Here is a 19,542-nt window from a genome sequence, read left to right as displayed (position 1 = left end):
TTCGCGAAAAGCTACTGTAGCGTGTAGCCGCTCACAATGAAACGACAGGTGATCTGACACAACGCAGCTGTCGAAGGGCATGGCCGCAGCTTCGCGGCAGGAGCAGCCAGGTGACTTCAGTGCGCAAATTCGTATCAATGTTGGTCATGTGGCCGAGAAAGCCGATTGGCCTTCTCATTCGGGTCCTGCTCGTCACATGGGCCGTACTGGCCATCTACTACTCGAACTTGCCTTGGTCCTGGCTGCGTACGATTGCGGCCGGAGCGTTTGCGGGCTTTGCGATTTGGGCGCTCTGGCGTTCGCGCCAACCGCGCATGTCCGCTCTCTTCCTCGTCATGTTTTTCGGTGTCGTCGTATGGTGGATCTCAATCCCTCCATCACACGATCGGGATTGGCGACCGGAAGTCGCGGTGATGCCGCGGGCGGCCATCGACGGCGACCGCGTGCGCCTGACCGGCGTCCGTAACTTCGACTACCGAAGTCGAAGCGACTTCACGGTGCGCTACGAGGAGCGCGAGCTGTCGCTGTCGCACTTGATAGCCCTCGATTTCTACGTTTCCTATTTCACCGAGGGGCTAGTCGGGCACACGTTTGTGAGTTTTGTCTTCGACAATGCGCCACCACTGGCCATCTCCATCGAGACGCGTCCTGAGGTCGGCGAAGGCTTTGCGCCCGTCGCCTCCCTGTTCAAGCAATTCGAGCTCATCTACGTGGTCGGTGAAGAGCGTGATGTTGTGGGCGTGCGCACCAACCATCGCCACGAGCCGGTGTACCTGTATCGCCTCAATACATCGGTTGACGACGCGCGCCGGCTGCTGATGATCTATTTGACGCGCATCAACGAGCTAGCCGATCGGCCGGAGTTCTACCATCTGTTGACCAACAGCTGTACGATCAACATCGTGCGCTATGCAAATGCGGCGGGCCGACGGGGGCGCTTCGACATTCGACATCTGTTCAACGGACTGATCGATAGCTATCTCTACCACTCCGGCCGGATAGATGCGACGCTGCCGTTTGATGAATTGAGGCGGGGGTCCTTGATCAACGAAGCCGCACAGGCGGCCGATGGCGCAGCCGATTTCTCACAGCGGATCCGCTTGTCCTTGCCGACAATGGTGCGACCCTGACCCCTATTGGGCTCACAAGGCCCGTGAGGAGCCGCCGCCGATCCGCCGGGTTCTCCTCTCCTGCCCATGTCCATCTCGGGTCCTGCTTGTCTACGGCAGTTGGCCATGATCGGAGGCGGCAAGCCGTCTCTGCCCGGCTTGAACGGTTGTAGTCTGCGCTGGTTTACAATCGGCCCATGACGGCTAAACAGCGCGGCGTCCGCGGTAAGCTCCCAAGCTGACGAAAGCGACCAGTTGCCCCTGCTAGGCCGTCCGCAACACCGGCGCTGGCGGCTGCGATGGGCGGATCAGCGCGAATGCGACCTGCACGATGCCGCCGGCAAGGCCGAGCGCGACGCCGATGCGCCAGGCCATGGTGTAGGAGCCGAGTGCGTCGTAGAGCAGCCCTCCTCCGTAGGCGCCGAGGAAGCTGCCGATCTGGTGGCTCATGAAGGCGAGGCCCTGGATCATCGCCTGCCAGCGCAGGCCGAACATCTCGGCGACCGCGCCTGCGACCAGCGGGCCTACGCCCATCCACAGGAAGCCCATGATCGCGCCGAACAGCAGCGTGGAGAACGATGTTGCCGGCAGCATGAAGTACCAGGCGAGCGCCAGCGAGCGCAGGATGTAGATCCCGCCCAAGAGCGCCAGCTTGTTCCAGCGCTGGCCCGCCCAGCCGAAGAACAGCGAGCCCAGCACGTTGAAGCCGCCGATCATGCCGAGCGTCTGCGCGCTCAGCATCGGATCGAGGCCGCAGATTGCAAGGTACGACGGCAGGTGCGTGGTGAGGAACACGAGCTGCATGCCGCAGACGAGATAGGCGCAGGTCATTACCACGAAGGACGCATTGCCGAACGCGGTCCTTGCAGCCGTCGCGGCCGTGGCATCGTCGATGTCGTCGGCGGCGGGCTTGGGCAGCGGGATCTTGTCGACGCGCCCGGCAAACCAGGCCGCCGGGATCATCAGCACCGACATGATGACGAAGCCGGCAAGCCCGATGCGCCAGCCAAAGCCCTCGTTGAGCATCTGGCCGATCGGCGCCGACAACAGCGCCCCGAGCGAGCCCGCGCCGGAGACGATGCCGAGCACCGTCGAGCGCACCGTTTCGGGCACCGCGCGCGCCGCCACCGACATCGCGATCGCCGCCGCGGTGCAGGCGAGCGAGGTCCCGATCAGCACGCCGGCGCCGATCATGATGCTGAGAAGCCCGTTCGCCGTCGCCATCAGCGCGAGGCCCGCGATGTACATCAGCGCGCCCACGATCATGATCGGGCGAAAGCCGTAGCGCACGGTGAGAGCGCCGGCGGGCGGCTGCAGGAAGCCCCAGGCGAGGTTCTGCACGGCCAGCGCCAGCGTGAAATCCGAGATCGAAATGTGGATGTCGTGCGTCAGCGGCTGCATGAAGATGCCGAGCGACTGCCGTAGCCCCATGCTCAACGTCAGCATGATCGAGGCGCCGATCAGGATCGGCAAGGTCGGGCGCAGGACCTGCAGCAGGGGCATTCTTCTTCTCCCTTTTGGGCGCGGCACGGGTGCCGTCGTCTGCTTTTGCCGATGTTTTTTGGTACACAGACCTGTGTACTTAGGCTATAGATATCCGCTGCTGTCAAGCGAACAGGATGCTTAGCTCCGCATGGCTCCCCCGCCTGCCCCACAGACGATGAAAGAGCGGATCCTTCAGACCGCCGACAAGCTGTTCTATCTGCAAGGCATTCGCGCCATCGGCGTCGACACCATCGCGGCCGAGGTCGGCATCTCCAAGCGCACGCTCTACAACCACTTCCCGTCCAAGGACGCGCTGATCGCGGCCTATCTCGAGCGCCGCTTCGTCCACGCACGCCCCTCCGACAAGCTGCCCGCCGAGCAGATCCTCGCCACCTTCGATTCGCTGGAGCGACGCTTTGCGGCCAAGGACTTTCGCGGCTGCCCGTTCGTCAACGCGGTCGCCGAGCTCGGCCCTCAAGACCGCGCCGTGAAGAAGATCGCGATCGCCTTCAAGGAAAGCCGCCGCCTCTGGTTTCGCGACCGCCTGACCGAGCTCGGCGTTGCCGACGCTGAGGCGCTCGCAACGCAGCTCGTGCTGCTGGTCGACGGCTCGATTGCGCAGGACTTGGTGCGCGACGATCCGGCGATGGCAAGGGCGGCGAAGGAAGCGGCGACGGTGCTGCTACGGAATGCGGGGGTGGATGTGGGCGGTGATGCGGAGAAGAGACGCAAGCGCGCGAAATAGCCGCTGTCGTCGTATCGTCAGGTGTCATCACCCGCGAAGGCGGGTGATCCAGTATTCCAGAGGCGGTTGTGATTGAACCAGAGAGGCCGCGGCGTACTGGATTCCCCGCTCCAGTGCGCGATTGCGCACAAGGCGGGGAATGACAGCGGAGTTTCGAGGACCGCCGCCACCCTACCAATATGCTCCTGTTTTGCCCGACGGGTCAAATGACGCCGCTGCCGGCGCGAGCCATCTCGCCACCCCGCATAACCCATTGATCCGGCTCGCGCCGGCTACTGTGCATGGGGTTGTTTTCGCAACTTTGTGCGGGCGGCCCTCACGCCGCCTGCGACACCACGCGATTGCGCCCGTCGTGCTTGGCGCGGTAGAGCGCGGTGTCGGCGCGCTTGAGGACGTCGGCAACCGCCTCGCCCTTGTGCTCCAGCGTGGTGAGGCCGATCGAGATCGTGACCTCGATGCGCTTCGCCCCCTTGTGAATCGCGAACGGCTCGCCCGCGATCGAGCGGCGCAGGCGCTCGGCGACCATGCCGGCGACGTGAAGATCGGTCTCCGGCATCACGATGACGAATTCCTCGCCGCCGTAGCGGCAGGCGAGATCAATGCCGCGGATCGATTTGCGCACCCGCACCGCGAACTCGCGCAGCACGTCGTCGCCGGCATCGTGGCCGTAATTGTCGTTGATCGACTTGAAGTAGTCGATGTCCAGGATCATCAGCGCCAGCGGCTTGCCGCGGGTCGCGGCCTGCTCGGCGAGCGTCGCCAGATGGCTCTCCATGTAGCGGCGATTGTGCAGGCCGGTGAGCGCGTCGGTGATCGCCATCTCGATCGAGTTCTGCACGTTGTCGCGCAGATGGTCGGTGTAGCGGCGGCGGCGGATCTGGGTGCGGGCGCGCGCCAAGAGCTCGGTCTTGTCGATCGGGCGCAGCAGATAGTCGTTGACGCCGATCTCGAGGCCGCGCAGCAGCCGCGTCGAGTTCTCGGGCTCGGCGATGGCCAGGATCGGCACATGGCGCGTGCGCTCCAGCGAGCGCGCCTGGCTGCACAGGCGCAGGCCGTCGAAATTGTTGAGGTCGAGCGAGACGATCAGCAGGTCGTAATTGCCCTCGGCGGCGTGGAACAGCGCCTCCGTCGGGTTCGGCTCGACGTCGATGGTGTGCTCGGCGGCGAGGATCGTCGCCAGCCGCTCGTAGGAGGACTGGCGGTCGTCGACCAGGAGGATGCGGCCACCCTTGCCGGTGTCGGCGATCGCACTGCGCTCGGGCGCCTGCATGCCGATCTCGAGCGAGGTGATGGCGCGCATGCGCAGCTCATCGGTCATCATCTTCAGCCGCGTCAGCGAGCGCACCCGCGCGATCAGCACGACATCGGAGACGGGTTTGGTCAGGAAGTCATCAGCGCCGGCCTCGAGCCCGCGATTGCGGTCGGCGGGGCTGTCGAGCGCGGTGACCATCACGACAGGAATGTGGTGCGTGGCCGGATCGGTCTTGAGGCGGCGGCAGACCTCGAAGCCGTCCATGTCGGGCATCATCACGTCGAGCAGGATGATGTCGCATTCGGCACGCCTCGAGATCGCGAGCGCCTCGGCGCCATTCGCGGCGGTCATCACGTCGAAATATTCGGCGGACAGGCGGGCTTCGAGCAGCTTGACGTTGGCGGGAACGTCATCGACGACCAGGATACGCGCGGACACTGTGAACTCACTTCCTATCCGATAAAACGCCGGACCGTCTCAATGAATTTGCCGACCGAGATCGGCTTGGACAAATAGGCTTCGCAGCCGCCCTCGCGGATGCGCTCTTCGTCGCCCTTCATCGCGAACGCCGTGACCGCGACGACGGGAATGGCACGCAGTTCCGGATCGTCCTTGATCCAGCGCGTCACCTCGAGGCCGGAGACCTGCGGCAGCTGGATGTCCATCAGCACGAGGTCGGGCCGCATCTTGCGCACGAGGTCGAGCGCCTCGTAGCCGTTGCTGGTGCCGGAGGTCTGGTATCCGTGCGCCTCCAACAGGTCGCGGAAGAGCTTCATGTTGAGCTCGTTGTCTTCCACGATCAGGACGGTCTTAGCCATCCCGCCCTCCTGATTGGTCCGAAGGACCGGTCCATGTGACGCCTCAGACGCCGCTTCCCGGCGTTTCGAAAACTGGATTCAAACTAGCCGCAGATTCGCTTGAGTTTCGTTAAACCCGACGGCCCACTTTCTGCGATGTGGTTTCCAGTTGCTTGTCGGGGCCGGAAGACTTGAGGACGAGACTCGGGCATGATGATTCCAAATTAGAGACCGAAAGTTAACGGAAAGGCAAACCGTCCCCGTGAAAAAGCCTGTTCACAACCCCCGCGAAGTCGCTGAAATCGTTGCGATTCAGGCCCTGTCCTTCGTCGCGGGCGAGCCTGAGCGGCTGGGCCTGTTCCTGGCCGAGACGGGGGTCGGTCCGGAGACCCTGCGCAATGCCGCCGCGGACCCGAATTTCCTGCTCAGCGTGCTCGATTTCGTGATGCGGGACGATGCCACGGTGAAGGCCTTTGCCGAGGCCGCGGAACTGCATCCGACCAACGTTGCCGCAGCGCGGCAGGTCCTCGGCGATGCGCTCGGCGACCCCTCCTGGGAGCGCGACGTGCCGTGACCACCCCTGAGGCGGCCGTGCCCCGCTGCTTCTGCCGGGATTGTCTGGCCGGCCTCGACATGGGCGTACAGAACTTGGGCGTGCGGCGCTGCTCGGCTTGCGGTTCCCCCCGCCTCGTCCGCCACCGCGCGCTCGCCAGCCTGACCATCGCCCATATCGACTGCGACGCCTTCTACGCAACGGTCGAGAAGCGGGACAACCCTGAGATCGCCGACAAGCCCGTCATCATCGGCGGCGGCAAGCGCGGCGTGGTGTCGGCCGCCTGTTACATCGCGCGCACCTATGGTGTTCGCTCGGCGATGCCGATGTTCAAAGCATTGGAAGCCTGCCCGCATGCGACCGTGATCCGCCCCGACATGGCGAAATATGTCCGGGTCGGCCGCGAGGTCCGCCAGGCCATGCAGGCGCTGACGCCGCTGGTCGAGCCGCTCTCGATCGACGAGGCCTTCCTCGATCTCTCCGGCACCGAGCGCGTGCACGGCATGATCCCGGCCAAGGTGCTGGCGCGCTTTGCCCGCGACGTCGAGCGCGACATCGGCATCACCGTCTCGGTCGGCCTGTCCTGCAACAAGTTCCTGGCCAAGATCGCCTCCGACCTCGACAAGCCCAGAGGCTTTGCCGCGCTCGACCAGGAGGAAGCGCGCGCGATGCTGGCGGAAAAGCCGGTCGGCTTCATCTTCGGCGTCGGCCCCGCCACGCAGGAGCGCCTGGTGCAGCGCGGCTTTCGCATCATCGCCGACCTGCAGAAAGCCGACGAGATCGAGATGATGCGGCAGTTTCCGAGCGACGGCCGCCGGCTGTGGCGGCTCGCGCGCGGCATCGACGACCGCCGCGTCGAGCCCGACCGCGGCGCCAAGACGATTTCCAGCGAGACCACGTTCGAGACCGACATCCGCGATTTCGCGACGCTGGAAAGAATCCTGTGGCGGCTCTGCGAAAAGACGTCGACGCGCCTGAAGAGCAGCGAGCTCGCCGGCTCGACCGTGACGCTGAAGCTGAAGACCGCCGATTTCCGCCAGCGCACGCGCTCGCAGTCGATCGCCGCCCCGACGCAACTCGCGGCGAAGATCTTCTCGATCTGCCGGGAGATGCTGGCCAAGGAAATCGACGGCACCGCCTTTCGCCTGATGGGCGCCGGCGTCAGCGCGCTGCGCGAGGGCTCGGCGATCGACGACACCGACATGCTCGACCGCCGCGCCGCCCACGCCGAACGCGCGGTGGACAGCCTGCGCAAGAAGTTCGGCAGCGCCGCGGTGATCCGCGGCATCGCCTATGAGGGCCCGGAGAAGGCGCAGGAGTGATCTATTCCTGCTCAACTCAGTCGCGTTCGAAGATTCGTGCACCCGGATAAGCACGCCTGGCATACTGAACGACCAACTGCCGGTCCTGAGTTTCCAGGAACGGCGTTCGGATCTGACAAGACCCGACGATGAGGTGCCACAAGCCGTTGAGCTTTCGAATGACGACGTTCATTTGAGCCTCTTCACAGTGACCCGAGTGGACTCAAATGTAAGAATCTCCCGCCGTCGCTCAATTGTACCAGTGTAAGGTCAGCGCATGAGAAGGATTGGAGGAGATATACAAAGGTATGTTGACGATGGCTCCAACAGCCGCTGGCGCCGATAGCTTCGCAGGGGCTCAACCGATCTTACCGGTTCGGGGACTGGCACGGTGACAGGCGAACGCGATCTCGACGCGCTGCTGAGTAACATGAAGCCGGAGATCATGGACGGCATCTTCGCGTTTTGCACGCTTGCGCCGAGCGCGAGCATTCCGGCTACCATCAGCCCCATCCTGACGTTCCGCGAACGCGAAGGGACCACGCTGGTGGTGCTGCAGGAGGAGGCCGAACGTGCCGGGCTACGCCATGAATGTCCCTCGCGCCTCATCACCTTGACGGTTCATTCCGCCCTCGATGCGGTGGGCTTTCTGGCAGCCATCACGGCACGTCTGGCCCAAGCCGGCATTAGCGTGAATGCCGTGTCGGCTTTTCACCACGATCATCTCTTTGTGCCTGTCGACCAGGCCGATGAGGCGATGGCTCTCCTGCTTGACAGGTTCAAGCCGCAACAGGGCTGATTGCGCTTGATCTAGAGCATGCTCTAGCCTGTAGAGAGATGGCTGGCCTCGATTCAAGGAGACAGCCTATGACAGTGATCGACAACAAGGCGCTCATTCAGGACATCATGGATGCGCGCGCACGTCGCGACCCCGGCCCGTTCATCGCCGCGATGGCCGATGATTTCGTCTGGCGCATCACCGGCTCGACGGCCTGGTCCGGCGACTATGTCGGCAAGGCCGACGTGCTGGAACGGCTGATGAAGCCTCTCAGCGGACAATTCACTGCTCCCAACAGCCTCACGCTATCCCGCATCATCTGCGAAGGCGATTACGTCGTCGCCGAGTGCCGGGGCAATGCAACGACGCTTGCCGGCGAGCTCTACGCCAACACCTACTGCTTCGTCATTCGCATGACGGACGGGAAACTGCGCGAGTTGACCGAATACATGGACACCACATTGGTCGGGCGGGTGCTAAGGCCGCCCGGCAACCAATGAGGCCGGCGCGGCCTTGAGGCGTCCATGCGGCGACACGGCGGGTCTCGCCCCGCTGGCGATCCACTCCTCATAGAATTCGACCTTGGCTTCGATGAGTGCCAAAGCCTGCGACCAGCGGTGGATATTGTCCTGCACCCGCTGCTGGTGCGCTGCGAGCAGCGCGTGACGCTCGGTCAGCGCTGCTTCGCCTCGTTTCGCAAGCGCCGCATATTCGCGCATCTGCTTGACCGACATGCCGGTGCCGCGCAGGCGTTCCATCAGATCTAGCCAACCGACGTGAAAATCGCTGTAGACGCGCCGGCCGCCGCGGTCCCTGACGACGCCGGGGATCAGGCCCTGAGCCTCATACCAACGGATGGTGTGAATGCTGCGGCCCGTTCGGCCGGCGACCTCTCCGATGCGAAGCCCTCGCGACATGGCCTTTCCTTTCTTCGAAACCGCCTCACAAGGCTCAATCTACCCTGCGAGGTCTCCTCAGTCCGCGACCGCCACCGCCTCGATCTCGATCAGCCATTCCGGCGCGGCGAGTGCGGTGACACCGACCAGCGTCGAGGCCGGCGGCTCCATGCCTTCGAAGAAAGCCGAGCGGGCCTTGCCGATGATGGGGCGCAGCTCCGGCTTGTAGTTCACGACGAAGGTCGTGATTTTCACGATGTTGGAATAGCTCGCACCGGCCGCCTTCAGCGCGTGCCCAAGATTCTGCATCACCTGCGTGGTCTGCGCGGCGATATCGCCCTCGCCGACGATCCGCCCCTCCTCGTCGGTGGAGACCTGCCCGGAGATGTAGATGGTCCGAGCGCCCGAGGCGGTGACGACGTGAGAATAAGCCGGATTGTGATGCAGGCCGCTGGGGCGGAGATGGTCGAGCTTGGGCATGGGCTGGCTCCCCGAGTTTGTGGTTGGGAAGGAGCGTAGCTGGAGAGTATGACGAGAGCTAGCCCCGTCATTGCGAGGAGCTCTTGCGACGAAGCAATCCAGACTGCTTCCGCGGAGGGATTCTGGATTGCTTCGCTACGCTCGCAATGACGGAGAAGCCCTCAATTGCAGGGCTTGCTGTCCTTGACGTCGAACTTGCCCATCGCGCCGGAGATGACGAAATCATTGTAGTCGAGCACGAGCTGGCGCGAGACGCCGTTCTCGTAGAGCTCGAACGCCATCGCGTAGACTGGGGTCTGCTCGCCTTCCTTCTGCTGGGCCTCGCGGTCGAAATAGCTGACGGTGACCGGCCAGCGCTTCAGCGACTTCATGTGCTCGTCCGACGTCGACGGATCGGTCGAGGTGGCACGGTCGGGGGCGACCGGCTGGCCGATCACAGTCAGCGTGTTGTAGACCTTCTGACCGTCATCGGAGCCGTCATAGACCGAGAGCTCCAGCAGCGACTTGCCGTCCTTGGCGGCGGCGATGATGCGCTGGATCTGCTCGGTCGGGAACACGATCTTGCCGTCGAGCTTGAACGTCTTCGGCGCCGGCAGCTTCAGCTTGACGTTGATGTGGTCGCCGTCGCGCTCGGCTGAGCCGTCGACCCGGCCGGCATCCGTCTGGTTCATGCGCGTCTCGATCTTGAAACGGTAGCTCTTGCCGGAGGCGTCCTCCCACGAATTGGAGCGGAGGTCGCTGAGCGTGACCTTGCCCTCGCCGCTGTCGAGCTCGGAGACCTGGCGGAATTCCGAGGTATAGCCCTCGCAGGCGTTCCCCGTGAAATTGTAGAGGATCCGGCCGCGGGCGCTGTTCACCGAATTGCTGCGCGATTTGACCAGGCTGAGGTCATAGAGCGCCTGATGCGCGAGAAACGGACCGTTGGCGGCTTGAGCCCCGCCGCCAAGGCCGACACTGGCCGCGGCGAGCGCCATCACACCGAGCGAAGTCCGGAAAAGGTGCACCATGTCTGTTCCCTGAGGAAAGCGCAGATTCGACATTTTAATGACCGTTCCATTGCGCCGCAACTGAGGCCGTTTCACTAAAAGTTTGCCCCTCACGTTGAACCTGCTGGCCTGCCTCAACAAAATGCAGCCCCTCCGGTTGCTTGCATGTGGCGGCACGATGGGCGAAACAGGGCGCGCCCGGCCGGCAGTCGCGCCGGAGCGAAGGATTTTTGGACAACGAGGTCGGACATGGCGGGCACGGTCGAGCAGAAACTGGCGGAGCAGGGTATCAAGCTGCACGAGGCCCCCACCCCCGTCGCCAATTACGTGCCCTTCGTGCGCACTGGCAACCTCCTGTTCGTCTCCGGCCAGGTCTGCTTCGACCCCGCCGGCAAGCTGATTGCCAAGGGCAAGCTGGGCGCCGGCGTCTCGATCGAGGACGGCGCCGCAGCCGCGCGCGGCTGCGCGGTCAACCTGCTGGCCCAGGTCAAGGCGGCGCTCGGCGATCTCGACAAGGTCGTACGCGTGGTGCGGCTCGGCGGCTTCATCAACTCGGCCCCGGATTTCCTGGACGGGCCCAAGGTGCTGAATGGCGCCTCCGACCTGATGGTCGCCGCCTTCGGCGACAAGGGCCGCCACGCCCGTACCACCGTCGGCGTCGCCTCGCTGCCCGCGGATGCGGCGGTCGAGGTCGAAGGCGTGTTCGAGGTCGCCTGACGCCAAATGCGCGCTCCGGATTGGCTGACAGCCCGGCCGGTCGCCCATCGCGGCCTGCACGACATTTCGCGCGGCATCGTCGAGAACATGCCGGGCGCGGTGCAGGCTGCAATTGCCGGCAATTTCGCGATCGAGGTCGATATCCAGCTCTCGGCCGACGGCGAGGCCATGGTCCATCACGACCATGCCCTGGGCCGACTCACCGAGGCCACCGGCGATGTGGTCGCAAAGACCGCGGCCGAGCTCAAGGCCGTCAGGTTCAAGGACACCGATGAGCGGATGATGTCGCTCGCAGACCTCTGCGCCCTGGTCGCCGGACGTGTGCCCCTGGTGATCGAGGTGAAGAGCCATTTCGGCGGCGACCGCAAGCTGGTGAAGCGGATGGCCGAGGTGCTGGCGTCCTATGATGGCCCCGCCGTCGGCATGTCCTTCGATCCCGACCAGGTTCTGGCACTACGTGAATTGCTCCCCTCTCGCCCCCGCGGCGTCGTCGCGCAGCGGAGCTATGAGGACGAGTACTGGGCCAAGCTCACCCAAGAGCAGCGCGACAGCATGCTGTACCTGCGCCATGGCTTCCAGACCCAGCCGCATTTCGTTGCCTTCAAGGTCGACCACCTCCCGGCCCCCGCCCCCTGGATCGCCCGCAACCTGTTCGGCTGCGCCCTGCTCGGCTGGACCGTCCGCACGGCGGAGCAGCGGACGCGGGTCGGGCGCTATGCGGACCAGATGATCTTCGAGGGCTTCGTGCCGTAGGGCTTGCCCGTGTCCCGGACAAGCAGCAACGCATCAGCGTTGCTGCGCAGAGCGGACCCAATCTCTCCAGGAATCCGGTGCAACTTGGACCCCGGCTCTGCAGCGCAGCGCTGAAGAAGCGCTGCGCTTCGTCCGGGGCACGAGGGCGAGCCTTCCCCACCCCTTGAAGTCGCTGCTGCAATGCACGATCTTGGGCACGATGGCATCATCGGAAATCACGCTCGAGGCCGTACCTTCGATTGGCGACGTGTCACCGGAGGATTGGGACGCCTGCGCCAATCCCGGCGGATTGTGCAATGGGGCTGGCGCGGGAACCTCATCCGTCCTTCCAGGCGATTCCCTCGGCCTCTCAAGACCTGCCTATAACCCGTTCGTCTCCCACGCCTTTCTCTCAGCAGCCGAGAAATCGGGTTCGGCCACGATCCGCACCGGCTGGGCGCCGCGGCACCTGGTCGCCAAGCTCGATGGCCGCGTTGCCGGAATCGTACCCTGCTATCTGAAATCGCACAGCCAGGGCGAATACGTTTTCGACCGCGGCTGGGCGGATGCCTATGAGCGCGCCGGCGGGCGGTATTACCCGAAGCTCCAGGTCTCGGTTCCCTTCACGCCGGCGACCGGACCGCGGCTGCTGGTGCGCGACGGCGTCGATCGCGAGCGCATCACCGAGGCGCTGGCGAGTGGCCTCATAGCGCTGTGCGGCGTCAGCAAGGCCTCCTCCGTCCACGTCACCTTCGCGCGGGAGTCAGAATGGAAGCTGCTCGCCGAGCACGGCTTTCTCCAGCGCACCGACCAGCAGTTCCACTGGCACAATGAGGGCTTTGCGAGCTTCGACGACTTCCTGGCGACGCTGAACTCACGCCACCGCAAATCGATCAAGCGCGAGCGGCGCGATGCGCTGGCGTCCGGGATCACGATCCATTGGCTCACCGGCAAGGACATCACCGAGGATGCGTGGGACGCCTTCTTCACATTCTACATGGAGACCGGCTCGCGCAAATGGGGGCGGCCGTATCTGACGCGCGAGTTCTTCTCGCTGATCGGCGAGACCATGAGCGAGGACGTGCTGCTGGTGATGGCCCGCCGCAACAATCGCTGGATTGCGGGCGCGATCAACTTCATCGGCTCGGACACGCTGTTCGGCCGCAACTGGGGCGCGGTCGAGCATCACCCCTTCCTGCATTTCGAGGTCTGCTACTACCAGGCGATCGATTTCGCGATCAAACGCGGCCTCAAGCACGTCGAGGCCGGCGCGCAGGGCGAGCACAAGATCGCGCGCGGCTACCTGCCGCGCACCACCCATTCCGCTCACTTTATCGCCGATCCCGGCCTGCGCCGCGCCATCGACGATTACCTCAAGCGCGAGCGCGCCTATGTTTCGGAAGCGGGACGAGAGCTCGCCGAGCTCGGCCCGTTCCGCAAAGGGGCTGACGAGGCGCCTTGACGCCTCGCAATTGCTGGTGACAGTAAGCGCAAATCGTTCGAGGAGCCGCCGCCATGACCGCCTACGACAGCAACAACATCTTCGCAAAAATCCTGCGCGGCGAGCTGCCCTGCTACAAAGTGTACGAGGACGAGCACGTCTTCGCCTTCCTCGACATCATGCCGCGCGTGCCCGGTCACACGCTGGTGATCCCGAAGGTCCCTGCCCGCAACATCCTCGATATCAAGCCCGACGACTACGCCCATGTCGCCCGCGGCGCGCACAAGATCGCAGCCGCCGCAATGAAGGCGTTTGACGCCGATGGCATCACCGTGCAGCAATTCAACGAGCCTGCCGGCGGACAGGTGGTGTTTCACCTGCACATGCACGTGATGCCGCGCCATGACGGCGTCGCCATGCTGCCGCCGGCGAGCCGCAAGGAGGACGACAAGGTGCTGCAAGAGCACGCGGCGAAGCTGATGGCGGCGTTGAAGGCGGGCTAGGTCTCTCCACTCGTCATTGCGAGCGAAGCAAAGCAATCCAGACTGCCTCCGCAGAAACAGTCTGGATTGCTTCGTCGCAAGAGCTCCTCGCAATGACGGCGGAGCGCCCCTCACTCGGTCTCGAAATCGCCCTTCTGCGGCGCGGCCAGCGGCGTGAACTCGCAGCGGTCGGGCTTGATGTCGATCAGCGGCGTGTTGTCGATGCAGTCGAGGCCGCGCACCAGGATGGCATTGCCCTCGATGCCGACCAGCTTCACGATCGATGTGCCGATCGGGTTGGGCCGCACCGGCGAGCGCAGCGAGAAGGTGCCGCGGGTCTTCTCGTTGTTCTTCGGGCTCTGCAGGATGATGTCGCGGCGCGACCGGTCGAGCCAGTAGAGCACCTCGAGATTGCTGTAGAAGTCGACTCCTTTGATCGCCGGCACGAAGGGCTCGAAGATCTCGAGGCGGCAGATCGGGCCGTCCTGACGTCCCTGCCGCGGCGTCTCCAGCCGGGATGACCAGGGCGTGCGGATACGGCCGATGAAGACGAGGCCGGCATCTTGCGTCGGCGGCAGCTCGATGGCGACCTCGCCCTCGCGGAGCTCCTGTTCGCGAACCATTTTCCTGTTCCCTGGCTGTTCGTCGGCGGTTTTAGCCCAACCACCACTTGCCGGCCAGCATGAAGACTTCGCCCGTGACCACGCCCGCGAAGATCGAACGGCGGGTCAGCAGGAAGGCGACGAGCCCGGCGCCGACCGCGCCATAGCGCAGCACATCGGGCACGCTGGCCAGCGCGCCCGGTGGCTGGACCACGATCTGGGCGATGACGCCGGCCAGGATCGCGGTGGCGACCGCCCTCACCCAGACCAGCAGCTCTGAGCCCTCGTCGATGCCGCCGCCGAACCACAGGCCCAGCATGCGCCAGATCTGGTTGGGAACGACCCCGGCAATGAACAGCACCGCCAGCGCGTGCCAGTCGCCGATCGCTTGCGCAAAGCTCATGCGCGCACCTCCCGCCACCAATGCACGCCATAAGCGATCGTCCCGGCGACCACGCCGCTGACGAGGATATCGAGACCGGAGTTCATCTTCGCCGCCAGCGGATAGAGCACGATGCCCAGCACGAGCGCGACGACGTCGGCAACCTCGCGGCTGTTGCGTGCCGTCGAGAACAGGAACGACAGCGGCGTCAGCAGCAGGATCGCCGCGCCAAGGGTCTGCGTCAGGTTGGCGGCGAGGAAATAGCCGACTGTGTTGGCGACGAGGCACACCGAGACGAGCCCGCAGCCACCCGTGGACGAAGGCGATCCGCCGTTCGCGCGGCACCTGCGGCAGGAAGCGGTGGCATTCGACCCACAGCGTCACTGCGGTAAGATGCGCGGCGAAAATCAGCTCGCGCCGCTTGGTCTTCGGTGTGCGCATCAGCGGCAGTACCGAGACCACCATCGGAAACAGGCGGATGGCGCTGACGGTCACCGCGATCGCCGACTGGATGATGGTGGCGCCCGAGCCGAGCGTGGTGATCAGGATGATCTGCGCCGGACCTGCCCAGACGAACAGCGTCGAGCACAGCGCCCAGAGCAGGCTGAAATGGGTGTCGTGGGCGAGCGCACCGATGCCGAGATAGGTCACGAACAGCACGATGGTGAGGATCGTCTGCGTGATCGAGCGCAGTCCCCAAGCGAAGGCACGCCAGGGACTTTGCCATTGTGGTGAATCGAGCGGAGGAAGCGCCACGGGAGCTTTGGCTGGTGAGGAATCGTGGCTGCATAACGGGCGAGACAGCGGCGCGCGTCAAGGAAGGGCGCGGCGGGGCTGGCATGCGCGAGGCCCAGACCCACCGTCGTCATTCCGGGGCGCGCCACTTGGCGCGAACCCGGAATCCATCAGGCCACAGAAATCGCTGCACGATGGATTCCGGGTTCGCGACTTCGTCGCGCCCCGGAATGACAGCTGATCCTACCCCGCCACACCCCTGTTCTTCAGCACGAAGCAGGCGCCGCCCGCCTTGCGGATGCGGTTGCACAGATCATCGGCCTCGGCGCGCGTGTCCGCGCCGACGCGGACCTGGTAGAACGCGCGTGTGCCGCGGCTGCGCATCACCGAGCTTAGCAGGCTCGGATCACGCTCGCCGATCACGGTGCTCAGTTTCGTGACGGCTCGGGAATACATCGCCAGCGCCTTGTTGCGGTCGAAGCCGGCCGCGAGCTGGACGCCCCAGATCTTTGCCGCGGCAAGCTCGACATGCTGCTCGAGCTCGGCGACGAACGGGTTGGGAGCACGCTTGAGCAACGCCATCAGGTCACGGCAGCTCGTCGGCGGCGAGCTCGGCGGCCCCTTGCCGGTGCTCCCCGCCTTGGCCCAGGCATCGACGCTGGTGCCGGTGATCGCATAGACGTAGTTGCGGGTCTGCTCCGGCATCGGCCCGGTGCCGGCGAGCCATTCCTGTACGCGCCGGGGGCCGGCATTGTAGGCGGCCGCGGCAAGGCCGAGATTGCCAAACTGGTTGCGCAGCTCTTTGAGGAATTCGGCCGACTTCGGCAAGGCCTGCACCGGATTGAAGGGATCGAGCAGCCCGCGCTCGCTGGCGGTGCCCGGCATGAACTGCGCGATCCCTCGCGCATGATCGCCGCTGCGCGTCATGGGCCCGACCGCATCGGCCTGGAAGCGGCTCTCCTGCCAGATCACCCGCGCGAAGAATTCCAGCGGCAGGTCATTGTCGCGCGCAGCCGCCTCCACGATCAGGCAGATCGACTCCCGCGTGTCGCTCTCGCGGGCCTCTTTCGCCTTCTCCGCCGGCGTCGCGGGTTCCTCGGCCTTCGCAGGCGCATCGGGGGGCGGCGCCTCCTCCGCGAGCGCCGGCGACAGCAGGAGGGCCTGGCACAAGACAGCGATGACCCGAGCTATTCGCATGGTATTGACGCCATCGGACAAATCGGACCTTGACTTGGAACCAGAGCCAACTAGCAACGGACGGCATTATCAACACGGGTCGAGCCTGATGGTGACAATCTTTTTTGATCTCGACGGCACGCTGACAAACCCGAAGCCCGGGATCACCCGCTCGATCCAATATGCGCTGGAACGACTCGGCGTTCCGGTGCCGAGCGAGGACGAGCTGACCTGGTGCATCGGCCCACCGCTGCTTGCCAGTCTTCGAAAGCTCACCGGAGCCGATGAGCTCGCCGACCGCGCACTGCTGCTCTATCGCGAGCGCTTCAGCGATATCGGCCTGTTCGAGAACGAGGCTTACGGCGGGATTGCGGATACGTTGTCGTCGCTCGCAGCGACACGTCAGCGCATGTTCGTGGCGACCAGCAAGCCCGCCGTCTACGCCACCCGCATCGTCGATCATTTCGGCCTGAACCCGTATTTCGAACGCGTGTTCGGCTCCGAGCTCGACGGCACGCGCGTCGACAAGCGCGACCTGCTCCGCTATGCGCTCGACGAGGCCAAGGTCGATGCCAACAGCGCGATCATGATCGGCGACCGCAGCCACGACGTGGTCGGCGCCCGCACCAACGGCATGACCGCCATCGGCGTGCTCTACGGCTATGGCAGCGAAGCCGAGCTACGCGATGCCGGCGCGCACCACATCTGCGCGGCGCATCCCGAGTTGCTCGGCCATTGCACGACCTAGTCGATCAGGCTCCGACGGTCTCCACCGCTGTCAGCATGCCTGTCTTTGGATGACAGTTCAGATATTCGAAGAACTGCTCGTCGGCGGCTGCCACCGTCACCTCGTGATAGAGCCGCAGCTTGGCTGACGGCCCGAGCGTCGAGAGATATTTCATAGCCGCGCCGAAGATCTTGACGTGGGTCGGATGCGACTCCGCCCAGCGTTCGAGCGAGGCGAGGCTCTTCCACCAGCTCTGGCCGTAGGACTTCTCGCTGACGCTGCCGTCGGCCGCAAGCACCTGCATGTACCGGTTGGCGTAGCAGCCGATGGTAAGGCCATCATCGCGCAGAAAGTCCATGCCCTCGCGCAGCACCGGTTCGACGTCGTCGAGATAGAGCTTGCGCTCGGACGCTGCGGTATCGCTCCAGTCCTGCCCGGAGCGGATCAGACAGAGATTGTCATGAGCCACGACGCGCAGCCGCGCGCCGTCGTGGATCAGCTCAGGCGCGCCACCAGGCGCCATCGCATCCGTCTGTGACAGCGGGAGACGATCGCGCATGCCGCCCCAGTAAGCGTGCTCCTGCACCTCGCCGCTCATGCCTTCCGCGGCGACGGCGATACCTTCGGGCCGATCGGGTGATGAGAACAGCGTCTCGTGACGGGCGACACTGGGACGCAGCACCTCGATGAAGGTACCGACGCCTTCGCGCTGCCGGCCGGTCCACATCTCGCGCGCCCGAGCGAACCAGGCATCAAAGCGTGCGAGATCGTCCCAATAAGCGACCGTGACAACATTTTCGCAGGCGCACTGATCGACATAACGCGCCCGGTCCCAATGCGACGGACCGTCATCCACTGCGAACAGTCCTGCGATTTCCTTCAACGCGTCCATTGCTGCCGCCGGTGCCGCACCGCCATACTGGACACCGAAATAAGCCATCACGACGCGGCTTACCGCAGGCTTGTAGCGTGCGACGAAGGATGGATATGGCGGCTGATAATCGTCGGGCACGCGCTTGTGGCGCGTGCGCGGAGTTTCGAGATGCGCAGGGATTGCGGATTCCATGAAGCCCTCCCCTCGTAGCGATCAGCTGGCCGCCGCCGCAATGTCCATGGGCTCGACAGCATCGACCGGCAGCGCGAACTGCTCGACCCGCTGGTACCGCTTCTTGTTGAGCAGCAGCCGTGTGACGTCAGGCCGCGAATAATGTCCGGCGGGATCGGCGGCATTCTTGGCAACGCCAATGGCGCCGAGATCGATCTCTGCGATCAGCAGGCCCTCCTGATCGGGCGCCAGCTTCTCCCCGATCTGGCTGCCGTCGGGGCCGTAGATCGCGGCGAACCCGCCGCCCACATGTAGCAGCGCATTCTTGTCGGGCCGGTCGCAGAGCTCATCGATCATGGCTTGCGAAACGATGGCGCAAGGCGCGAGCACGAAGCAGGAGCCTTCCACGGCATAGACGCGCGACGCCGCGTTGTTGACCTCGGCGCCAAGCGCCGGCGCGAAGGGATCATAGAGCGAGAAGCTCGGCCAGGCCGCGACATGGACCTGCTCGTTCTGGGCGTACATCGCGTATTTCGACAGCGGCTGAAGATGCTCCCAACAGCACAGCGCGCCGAGCCGGCCGATGTCGGGCCGCGCATGCACGGCGAGATCGCTACCGTCGCCCTCGCCATAGACCGTGCGCTCGGCATGGGTCGGCCGCAGCTTGCGGCGCTTTGCGATGGTCTCGCCATCGGGGCCAATCAACCATTGCGCGAGGTAAAGGCTGCCGCCGTCGCGCTCGGACAGGCCGACCACGGCGGTGAGCTTTGCCTTGCGCACGGCCTCGCGCAGGCGCTCGGCCTGCGGGCGGTCATAGGATAGCGAATTGTCGAAATAGCGCTGCACGAAGCCCCGCCCGATCGCCCAGGCAGGGGAGTCCAGCCAGATATGCCAGGGGTAACCGGGGATGAAAGCTTCCGGAAAGGCGATCAGCTTGGCGCCCTTTTCCGCGGCCTCCCCGATCAGCGCGATCGACTTGTCGATCGAGGCGTCGAGGTCGAGCCAGGCCGGCGCCGCCTGAACGACCGCAACCTTGTATTTCGGATGCTCGATGCCCATTCCTGCCTCCATTGCCGGTTGATCCCAAGCCACGTCCGATGCAGTCTATTTGGCCAAGCCGG

Annotated in this window: 23 protein-coding genes and 1 pseudogene; 11 read left to right on the top strand and 13 right to left on the bottom strand. The window is 64.7% G+C overall.

Going from position 1 to position 19,542, the window contains the following annotated elements:
• The first annotated feature begins 119 nt into the window (after window positions 1-119).
• Window positions 120-1,130 carry a lipoprotein N-acyltransferase Lnb domain-containing protein gene (locus tag ACNJYD_RS16700; RefSeq protein WP_439366980.1) on the top strand — a complete coding sequence of 337 codons (1,011 nt, stop codon included), beginning with the start codon at window positions 120-122 and terminating at the stop codon, window positions 1,128-1,130.
• A 243-nt stretch (window positions 1,131-1,373) separates the two neighbouring features.
• Here the strand turns inward: ACNJYD_RS16700 and ACNJYD_RS16695 are convergent, their stop codons facing one another.
• The gene (locus ACNJYD_RS16695; protein ID WP_439366978.1) at window positions 1,374-2,612 is read right to left on the bottom strand and encodes an MFS transporter; all 1,239 of its coding nucleotides are present in this window, start codon (window positions 2,610-2,612) and stop codon (window positions 1,374-1,376) included.
• A gap of 130 nt (window positions 2,613-2,742) precedes the next feature.
• Between ACNJYD_RS16695 and ACNJYD_RS16690 the strand changes: the two genes are divergently transcribed.
• Window positions 2,743-3,339, top strand: a complete 597-nt coding sequence (locus ACNJYD_RS16690; RefSeq protein ID WP_439366976.1) for a TetR/AcrR family transcriptional regulator — start codon at window positions 2,743-2,745, stop codon at window positions 3,337-3,339.
• A 316-nt stretch (window positions 3,340-3,655) separates the two neighbouring features.
• Here ACNJYD_RS16690 and ACNJYD_RS16685 read toward each other — a convergent pair whose 3' ends face one another.
• Window positions 3,656-5,029, bottom strand: a complete 1,374-nt coding sequence (locus tag ACNJYD_RS16685) for a PleD family two-component system response regulator (RefSeq protein ID WP_212255071.1) — start codon at window positions 5,027-5,029, stop codon at window positions 3,656-3,658.
• A 14-nt stretch (window positions 5,030-5,043) separates the two neighbouring features.
• Complete coding sequence (locus tag ACNJYD_RS16680; protein ID WP_008566616.1) at window positions 5,044-5,409, bottom strand: response regulator; 366 nt, start codon at window positions 5,407-5,409, stop codon at window positions 5,044-5,046.
• Window positions 5,410-5,650: 241 nt separating this feature from the next.
• Between ACNJYD_RS16680 and ACNJYD_RS16675 the strand changes: the two genes are divergently transcribed.
• A complete protein-coding gene (locus tag ACNJYD_RS16675) occupies window positions 5,651-5,962 on the top strand; it encodes a DUF3572 domain-containing protein (protein WP_172783374.1) in 312 nt (103 codons plus the stop codon).
• The gene (locus tag ACNJYD_RS16670) at window positions 5,959-7,263 is read left to right on the top strand and encodes a DNA polymerase IV (RefSeq protein WP_212255070.1); all 1,305 of its coding nucleotides are present in this window, start codon (window positions 5,959-5,961) and stop codon (window positions 7,261-7,263) included. The genes ACNJYD_RS16675 and ACNJYD_RS16670 overlap by 4 nt, the downstream gene beginning before the upstream one ends.
• A gap of 16 nt (window positions 7,264-7,279) precedes the next feature.
• On the opposite strand, the gene ACNJYD_RS16665 is transcribed toward ACNJYD_RS16670, so the two are convergent.
• A complete protein-coding gene (locus ACNJYD_RS16665) occupies window positions 7,280-7,435 on the bottom strand; it encodes a hypothetical protein (protein ID WP_008548553.1) in 156 nt (51 codons plus the stop codon).
• A gap of 198 nt (window positions 7,436-7,633) precedes the next feature.
• Here ACNJYD_RS16665 and ACNJYD_RS16660 point away from each other — a divergent pair, with 198 nt between their 5' ends.
• Both ACNJYD_RS16660 and ACNJYD_RS16655 read left to right on the top strand, forming a co-directional pair.
• A complete protein-coding gene (locus tag ACNJYD_RS16660) occupies window positions 7,634-8,041 on the top strand; it encodes an ACT domain-containing protein (protein WP_212255069.1) in 408 nt (135 codons plus the stop codon).
• Between the two features lie 68 nt (window positions 8,042-8,109).
• Entirely contained in the window at window positions 8,110-8,520 is a 411-nt protein-coding gene (locus ACNJYD_RS16655) for a nuclear transport factor 2 family protein (protein WP_212255068.1), read from the top strand.
• On the opposite strand, the gene ACNJYD_RS16650 is transcribed toward ACNJYD_RS16655, so the two are convergent.
• The 3 genes from ACNJYD_RS16650 to ACNJYD_RS16640 form a co-directional block, all read right to left on the bottom strand.
• Window positions 8,497-8,937, bottom strand: coding sequence for a MerR family transcriptional regulator (locus ACNJYD_RS16650; protein WP_212255067.1), 441 nt, complete (start codon window positions 8,935-8,937; stop codon window positions 8,497-8,499). The genes ACNJYD_RS16655 and ACNJYD_RS16650 overlap by 24 nt on opposite strands.
• Window positions 8,938-8,994: 57 nt before the next feature.
• Window positions 8,995-9,396: a RidA family protein gene (locus ACNJYD_RS16645; RefSeq protein WP_172783369.1), complete on the bottom strand. Its 402-nt coding sequence runs from the start codon at window positions 9,394-9,396 to the stop codon at window positions 8,995-8,997.
• Between the two features lie 161 nt (window positions 9,397-9,557).
• On the bottom strand, window positions 9,558-10,403 hold the full coding sequence (locus ACNJYD_RS16640) for a cell envelope integrity EipB family protein (protein WP_212255066.1): 846 nt from the start codon (window positions 10,401-10,403) through the stop codon (window positions 9,558-9,560).
• 228 nt (window positions 10,404-10,631) lie between these two features.
• Here ACNJYD_RS16640 and ACNJYD_RS16635 point away from each other — a divergent pair, with 228 nt between their 5' ends.
• The 4 genes from ACNJYD_RS16635 to ACNJYD_RS16620 all read left to right on the top strand — a co-directional run bounded on the left by ACNJYD_RS16635 (window position 10,632) and on the right by ACNJYD_RS16620 (window position 13,775).
• On the top strand, window positions 10,632-11,099 hold the full coding sequence (locus ACNJYD_RS16635; RefSeq protein ID WP_014494672.1) for a RidA family protein: 468 nt from the start codon (window positions 10,632-10,634) through the stop codon (window positions 11,097-11,099).
• 6 nt (window positions 11,100-11,105) lie between these two features.
• Window positions 11,106-11,852: a glycerophosphodiester phosphodiesterase gene (locus tag ACNJYD_RS16630; RefSeq protein WP_439366972.1), complete on the top strand. Its 747-nt coding sequence runs from the start codon at window positions 11,106-11,108 to the stop codon at window positions 11,850-11,852.
• 199 nt (window positions 11,853-12,051) lie between these two features.
• Window positions 12,052-13,293 (top strand): GNAT family N-acetyltransferase, encoded by a 1,242-nt coding sequence (locus ACNJYD_RS16625; RefSeq protein WP_439366970.1) that lies wholly within the window; start codon window positions 12,052-12,054, stop codon window positions 13,291-13,293.
• Window positions 13,294-13,346: 53 nt separating this feature from the next.
• Window positions 13,347-13,775 (top strand): HIT family protein, encoded by a 429-nt coding sequence (locus tag ACNJYD_RS16620; RefSeq protein WP_260379443.1) that lies wholly within the window; start codon window positions 13,347-13,349, stop codon window positions 13,773-13,775.
• 110 nt (window positions 13,776-13,885) lie between these two features.
• On the opposite strand, the gene tsaA is transcribed toward ACNJYD_RS16620, so the two are convergent.
• From tsaA to ACNJYD_RS16600, 4 genes and pseudogenes are all read right to left on the bottom strand, one after another.
• A complete protein-coding gene (gene tsaA / locus ACNJYD_RS16615; RefSeq protein ID WP_172783364.1) occupies window positions 13,886-14,377 on the bottom strand; it encodes a tRNA (N6-threonylcarbamoyladenosine(37)-N6)-methyltransferase TrmO in 492 nt (163 codons plus the stop codon).
• Window positions 14,378-14,408: 31 nt separating this feature from the next.
• Window positions 14,409-14,759 (bottom strand): AzlD domain-containing protein, encoded by a 351-nt coding sequence (locus tag ACNJYD_RS16610; protein ID WP_172783363.1) that lies wholly within the window; start codon window positions 14,757-14,759, stop codon window positions 14,409-14,411.
• A pseudogene (locus ACNJYD_RS16605) lies at window positions 14,756-15,494 on the bottom strand (AzlC family ABC transporter permease). Before ACNJYD_RS16605 ends, ACNJYD_RS16610 begins: the two are co-directional and overlap by 4 nt.
• Window positions 15,495-15,716: 222 nt before the next feature.
• Window positions 15,717-16,670 (bottom strand): transglycosylase SLT domain-containing protein, encoded by a 954-nt coding sequence (locus ACNJYD_RS16600; protein WP_439366968.1) that lies wholly within the window; start codon window positions 16,668-16,670, stop codon window positions 15,717-15,719.
• Between the two features lie 88 nt (window positions 16,671-16,758).
• Here ACNJYD_RS16600 and ACNJYD_RS16595 point away from each other — a divergent pair, with 88 nt between their 5' ends.
• A complete protein-coding gene (locus tag ACNJYD_RS16595) occupies window positions 16,759-17,397 on the top strand; it encodes an HAD family hydrolase (RefSeq protein WP_439366966.1) in 639 nt (212 codons plus the stop codon).
• Window positions 17,398-17,401: 4 nt separating this feature from the next.
• Here ACNJYD_RS16595 and ACNJYD_RS16590 read toward each other — a convergent pair whose 3' ends face one another.
• Window positions 17,402-18,442: a phenylacetaldoxime dehydratase family protein gene (locus ACNJYD_RS16590; RefSeq protein WP_439366964.1), complete on the bottom strand. Its 1,041-nt coding sequence runs from the start codon at window positions 18,440-18,442 to the stop codon at window positions 17,402-17,404.
• A gap of 21 nt (window positions 18,443-18,463) precedes the next feature.
• Complete coding sequence (locus ACNJYD_RS16585; protein ID WP_439366962.1) at window positions 18,464-19,480, bottom strand: carbon-nitrogen hydrolase family protein; 1,017 nt, start codon at window positions 19,478-19,480, stop codon at window positions 18,464-18,466.
• Between the last annotated feature and the right edge of the window lie 62 nt (window positions 19,481-19,542).

Origin of the sequence: Bradyrhizobium sp. SPXBL-02 (genome assembly GCF_051853065.1) — a bacterium.
Lineage (GTDB): Bacteria > Pseudomonadota > Alphaproteobacteria > Rhizobiales > Xanthobacteraceae > Bradyrhizobium.
The sequence above is the reverse complement of the archived record's forward strand: the minus strand, read 5'-3'. Positions and strand labels throughout refer to the sequence as shown.

Coding starts and splice junctions, on each gene's coding strand:
- ACNJYD_RS16625 (WP_439366970.1), top strand. CDS start 12,052: ATGGCATCATCGGAAATCACGCTCGAGGCCGTACCTTCGATTGGCGAC.
- ACNJYD_RS16665 (WP_008548553.1), bottom strand. CDS start 7,435: ATGAACGTCGTCATTCGAAAGCTCAACGGCTTGTGGCACCTCATCGTC.
- ACNJYD_RS16585 (WP_439366962.1), bottom strand. CDS start 19,480: ATGGGCATCGAGCATCCGAAATACAAGGTTGCGGTCGTTCAGGCGGCG.
- ACNJYD_RS16655 (WP_212255068.1), top strand. CDS start 8,110: ATGACAGTGATCGACAACAAGGCGCTCATTCAGGACATCATGGATGCG.
- ACNJYD_RS16690 (WP_439366976.1), top strand. CDS start 2,743: ATGGCTCCCCCGCCTGCCCCACAGACGATGAAAGAGCGGATCCTTCAG.
- ACNJYD_RS16640 (WP_212255066.1), bottom strand. CDS start 10,403: ATGGTGCACCTTTTCCGGACTTCGCTCGGTGTGATGGCGCTCGCCGCG.
- ACNJYD_RS16695 (WP_439366978.1), bottom strand. CDS start 2,612: ATGCCCCTGCTGCAGGTCCTGCGCCCGACCTTGCCGATCCTGATCGGC.
- ACNJYD_RS16630 (WP_439366972.1), top strand. CDS start 11,106: ATGCGCGCTCCGGATTGGCTGACAGCCCGGCCGGTCGCCCATCGCGGC.
- ACNJYD_RS16650 (WP_212255067.1), bottom strand. CDS start 8,937: ATGTCGCGAGGGCTTCGCATCGGAGAGGTCGCCGGCCGAACGGGCCGC.
- ACNJYD_RS16620 (WP_260379443.1), top strand. CDS start 13,347: ATGACCGCCTACGACAGCAACAACATCTTCGCAAAAATCCTGCGCGGC.
- ACNJYD_RS16645 (WP_172783369.1), bottom strand. CDS start 9,396: ATGCCCAAGCTCGACCATCTCCGCCCCAGCGGCCTGCATCACAATCCG.
- ACNJYD_RS16600 (WP_439366968.1), bottom strand. CDS start 16,670: ATGCGAATAGCTCGGGTCATCGCTGTCTTGTGCCAGGCCCTCCTGCTG.
- ACNJYD_RS16680 (WP_008566616.1), bottom strand. CDS start 5,409: ATGGCTAAGACCGTCCTGATCGTGGAAGACAACGAGCTCAACATGAAG.
- ACNJYD_RS16595 (WP_439366966.1), top strand. CDS start 16,759: ATGGTGACAATCTTTTTTGATCTCGACGGCACGCTGACAAACCCGAAG.
- ACNJYD_RS16590 (WP_439366964.1), bottom strand. CDS start 18,442: ATGGAATCCGCAATCCCTGCGCATCTCGAAACTCCGCGCACGCGCCAC.
- tsaA (WP_172783364.1), bottom strand. CDS start 14,377: ATGGTTCGCGAACAGGAGCTCCGCGAGGGCGAGGTCGCCATCGAGCTG.
- ACNJYD_RS16610 (WP_172783363.1), bottom strand. CDS start 14,759: ATGAGCTTTGCGCAAGCGATCGGCGACTGGCACGCGCTGGCGGTGCTG.
- ACNJYD_RS16635 (WP_014494672.1), top strand. CDS start 10,632: ATGGCGGGCACGGTCGAGCAGAAACTGGCGGAGCAGGGTATCAAGCTG.